Origin of the sequence: Pseudomonas cavernicola, assembly GCF_003596405.1 — a bacterium.
Classification (GTDB): Bacteria; Pseudomonadota; Gammaproteobacteria; order Pseudomonadales; family Pseudomonadaceae; genus Aquipseudomonas; species Aquipseudomonas cavernicola.
The window spans coordinates 502,501-507,500 of record NZ_QYUR01000002.1 but is presented as its reverse complement, the minus strand read 5'-3'; the positions used below and the strand labels follow the sequence as shown (position 1 = coordinate 507,500).

The following is a 5,000-nucleotide window of genomic DNA, read 5'->3' as shown; positions in this document are numbered from 1 at the left end:
CGATAGTGAACTAGTACCGTGAGGGAAAGGCGAAAAGAACCCCGGAGAGGGGAGTGAAATAGATCCTGAAACCGTATGCGTACAAGCAGTGGGAGCCCACTTTGTTGGGTGACTGCGTACCTTTTGTATAATGGGTCAGCGACTTATTTCAGTGGCGAGCTTAACCGAATAGGGGAGGCGTAGCGAAAGCGAGTCTTAATAGGGCGTTTAGTCGCTGGGAATAGACCCGAAACCGGGCGATCTATCCATGGGCAGGTTGAAGGTTGGGTAACACTAACTGGAGGACCGAACCGACTACCGTTGAAAAGTTAGCGGATGACCTGTGGATCGGAGTGAAAGGCTAATCAAGCTCGGAGATAGCTGGTTCTCCTCGAAAGCTATTTAGGTAGCGCCTCGTGTATCACTGCTGGGGGTAGAGCACTGTTTCGGCTAGGGGGTCATCCCGACTTACCAAACCGATGCAAACTCCGAATACCAGCAAGTGCGAGCACGGGAGACACACGGCGGGTGCTAACGTCCGTCGTGAAAAGGGAAACAACCCAGACCGTCAGCTAAGGTCCCAAAGTTATGGTTAAGTGGGAAACGATGTGGGAAGGCTTAGACAGCTAGGAGGTTGGCTTAGAAGCAGCCACCCTTTAAAGAAAGCGTAATAGCTCACTAGTCGAGTCGGCCTGCGCGGAAGATGTAACGGGGCTCAAACCATACACCGAAGCTACGGGTATCACTTAGGTGATGCGGTAGAGGAGCGTTCTGTAAGCCTGTGAAGGTGAGTTGAGAAGCTTGCTGGAGGTATCAGAAGTGCGAATGCTGACATGAGTAACGACAATGGGTGTGAAAACACCCACGCCGAAAGACCAAGGTTTCCTGCGCAACGTTAATCGACGCAGGGTTAGTCGGTCCCTAAGGCGAGGCTGAAAAGCGTAGTCGATGGAAAACAGGTTAATATTCCTGTACTTCTAGTTATTGCGATGGGGGGACGGAGAAGGCTAGGCCAGCTTGGCGTTGGTTGTCCAAGTTTAAGGTTGTAGGCTGGGTGCTTAGGTAAATCCGGGCGCCTAAGGCTGAGAACTGATGACGAGTGCTCATTAGAGCGCGAAGTGGTTGATGCCATGCTTCCAAGAAAAGCCTCTAAGCTTCAGATAACTAGGAACCGTACCCCAAACCGACACAGGTGGTTGGGTAGAGAATACCAAGGCGCTTGAGAGAACTCGGGTGAAGGAACTAGGCAAAATGGCACCGTAACTTCGGGAGAAGGTGCGCCGGTGAGGGTGAACGATTTACTCGGTAAGCCCATGCCGGTCGAAGATACCAGGCCGCTGCGACTGTTTATTAAAAACACAGCACTCTGCAAACACGAAAGTGGACGTATAGGGTGTGACGCCTGCCGGTGCCGGAAGGTTAATTGATGGGGTTAGCTAACGCGAAGCTCTTGATCGAAGCCCCGGTAAACGGCGGCCGTAACTATAACGGTCCTAAGGTAGCGAAATTCCTTGTCGGGTAAGTTCCGACCTGCACGAATGGCGTAACGATGGCGGCGCTGTCTCCACCCGAGACTCAGTGAAATTGAAATCGCTGTGAAGATGCAGTGTATCCGCGGCTAGACGGAAAGACCCCGTGAACCTTTACTATAGCTTTGCACTGGACTTTGAATTTGCTTGTGTAGGATAGGTGGGAGGCTTTGAAGCGTGAACGCCAGTTTGCGTGGAGCCAATCTTGAAATACCACCCTGGCAACTTTGAGGTTCTAACTCAGGTCCGTTATCCGGATCGAGGACAGTGTATGGTGGGTAGTTTGACTGGGGCGGTCTCCTCCTAAAGAGTAACGGAGGAGTACGAAGGTGCGCTCAGACCGGTCGGAAATCGGTCGTAGAGTATAAAGGCAAAAGCGCGCTTGACTGCGAGACAGACACGTCGAGCAGGTACGAAAGTAGGTCTTAGTGATCCGGTGGTTCTGTATGGAAGGGCCATCGTCAACGGATAAAAGGTACTCCGGGATAACAGGCTGATACCGCCAAGAGTTCATATCGACGGCGGTGTTTGGCACCTCGATGTCGGCTCATCACATCCTGGGGCTGAAGCCGGTCCCAAGGGTATGGCTGTTCGCCATTTAAAGTGGTACGCGAGCTGGGTTTAGAACGTCGTGAGACAGTTCGGTCCTATCTGCCGTGGAGTTTGAGATTTGAGAGGGGCTGCTCCTAGTACGAGAGGACCGGAGTGGACGAACCTCTGGTGTTCCGGTTGTCACGCCAGTGGCATCGCCGGGTAGCTATGTTCGGAATAGATAACCGCTGAAAGCATCTAAGCGGGAAACTAGCCTCAAGATGAGATCTCACTGGAACCTTGAGTTCCTAAAGGGCCGTCGAAGACTACGACGTTGATAGGTGGGGTGTGTAAGCGCTGTGAGCGTTGAGCTAACCCATACTAATTGCCGTGAGGCTTGACCATATAACACCCAAGCAATTTGCTTAACGGCGTTTTGTTGCGTGTGGAGACGCGACTTACTTCGCTATTCTTCGTTTCGACTACTGAGTTCGGGGATGGGATCAGTGGTTTCCCAACGCCCCGACTTTGGTCGCAAAAGCAACGGCGAGCTGTCGCCTGACGGGGGCACTCCAATTGGGTCTGCTGATGGACCGTTCTTGGTCGAGTTTGGCTTTCGGTCTCGTCTTCACCTCATCAATTCGCCTTAAGCAATTGCTTGGGTGTTATGGTCAAGCCTCACGGGCAATTAGTTGGGTTACTCAACGCCTCACAGCGCTTACACACCCCACTATCAACTCGTAGTCTTCGACGGCCCTAGGGAACTCAAGGTTCCAGTGAGATCTCACTGAGGCTAGTTTCCCGCTTAGATGCTTTCAGCGGTTATCTATTCCGAACATAGCTACCGGCGATGCCACTGGCGTGACAACCGGAACACCAGAGGTTCGCCACTCCGGTCTCTCGTACTAGGAGCAGCCCCTCTCAAATCTCAAACGTCCACGGCAGATAGGACCGAACTGTCTCACGACGTTCTAAACCCAGCTCGCGTACCACTTTAAATGGCGAACAGCCATACCCTTGGGACCGGCTTCAGCCCCAGGATGTGATGAGCCGACATCGAGGTGCCAAACACCGCCCGTCGATATGAACTCTTGGGCGGTATCAGCCTGTTATCCCCGGAGTACCTTTATTCCGTTGAGCGATGGCCCTTCCATACAGAACACCGGATCACTAAGACCTACTTTCGTACCTGCTCGACGTGTCTGTCTCGCAGTCAAGCGCGCTTTTGCCTTTATACTCTACGACGATTTCCGACCGGTCTGAGCGCACCTTCGTACTCCTCCGTTACTCTTAGGAGGAGACCGCCCAGTCAAACTACCCACCATACACTGTCCTCGATCCGGATAACGGACCTGAGTTAGAACCTCAAAGTTGCCAGGGTGGTATTTCAAGATTGGCTCACGCAAACTGGCGTTCACGCTTCAAAGCCTCCCACCTATCCTACACAAGCAAATTCAAAGTCCAGTGCAAAGCTATAGTAAAGGTTCACGGGGTCTTTCCGTCTAGCCGCGGATACACTGCATCTTCACAGCGATTTCAATTTCACTGAGTCTCGGGTGGAGACAGCGCCGCCATCGTTACGCCATTCGTGCAGGTCGGAACTTACCCGACAAGGAATTTCGCTACCTTAGGACCGTTATAGTTACGGCCGCCGTTTACCGGGGCTTCGATCAAGAGCTTCGCGTTAGCTAACCCCATCAATTAACCTTCCGGCACCGGGCAGGCGTCACACCCTATACGTCCACTTTCGTGTTTGCAGAGTGCTGTGTTTTTAATAAACAGTCGCAGCGGCCTGGTATCTTCGACCGGCATGGGCTTACCGAGTAAATCGTTCACCCTCACCGGCGCACCTTCTCCCGAAGTTACGGTGCCATTTTGCCTAGTTCCTTCACCCGAGTTCTCTCAAGCGCCTTGGTATTCTCTACCCAACCACCTGTGTCGGTTTGGGGTACGGTTCCTAGTTATCTGAAGCTTAGAGGCTTTTCTTGGAAGCATGGCATCAACCACTTCGCGCTCTAATGAGCACTCGTCATCAGTTCTCAGCCTTAGGCGCCCGGATTTACCTAAGCACCCAGCCTACAACCTTAAACTTGGACAACCAACGCCAAGCTGGCCTAGCCTTCTCCGTCCCCCCATCGCAATAACTAGAAGTACAGGAATATTAACCTGTTTTCCATCGACTACGCTTTTCAGCCTCGCCTTAGGGACCGACTAACCCTGCGTCGATTAACGTTGCGCAGGAAACCTTGGTCTTTCGGCGTGGGTGTTTTTCACACCCATTGTCGTTACTCATGTCAGCATTCGCACTTCTGATACCTCCAGCAAGCTTCTCAACTCACCTTCACAGGCTTACAGAACGCTCCTCTACCGCATCACCTAAGTGATACCCGTAGCTTCGGTGTATGGTTTGAGCCCCGTTACATCTTCCGCGCAGGCCGACTCGACTAGTGAGCTATTACGCTTTCTTTAAAGGGTGGCTGCTTCTAAGCCAACCTCCTAGCTGTCTAAGCCTTCCCACATCGTTTCCCACTTAACCATAACTTTGGGACCTTAGCTGACGGTCTGGGTTGTTTCCCTTTTCACGACGGACGTTAGCACCCGCCGTGTGTCTCCCGTGCTCGCACTTGCTGGTATTCGGAGTTTGCATCGGTTTGGTAAGTCGGGATGACCCCCTAGCCGAAACAGTGCTCTACCCCAGCAGTGATACACGAGGCGCTACCTAAATAGCTTTCGAGGAGAACCAGCTATCTCCGAGCTTGATTAGCCTTTCACTCCGATCCACAGGTCATCCGCTAACTTTTCAACGGTAGTCGGTTCGGTCCTCCAGTTAGTGTTACCCAACCTTCAACCTGCCCATGGATAGATCGCCCGGTTTCGGGTCTATTCCCAGCGACTAAACGCCCTATTAAGACTCGCTTTCGCTACGCCTCCCCTATTCGGTTAAGCTCGCCACTGAAAATA

The 5,000-nt window shown here is 52.5% G+C and carries 2 rRNA genes (both only partly in view); one reads left to right on the top strand and one right to left on the bottom strand.

Going from position 1 to position 5,000, the window contains the following annotated elements:
* Nucleotides 1-2,444, top strand: a 23S ribosomal RNA gene (locus D3879_RS02730); it begins 435 nt to the left of the window's first position.
* A gap of 262 nt (nucleotides 2,445-2,706) precedes the next feature.
* Here the strand turns inward: D3879_RS02730 and D3879_RS02725 are convergent.
* Nucleotides 2,707-5,000, bottom strand: a 23S ribosomal RNA gene (locus D3879_RS02725) (it continues 579 nt past the right edge of the window).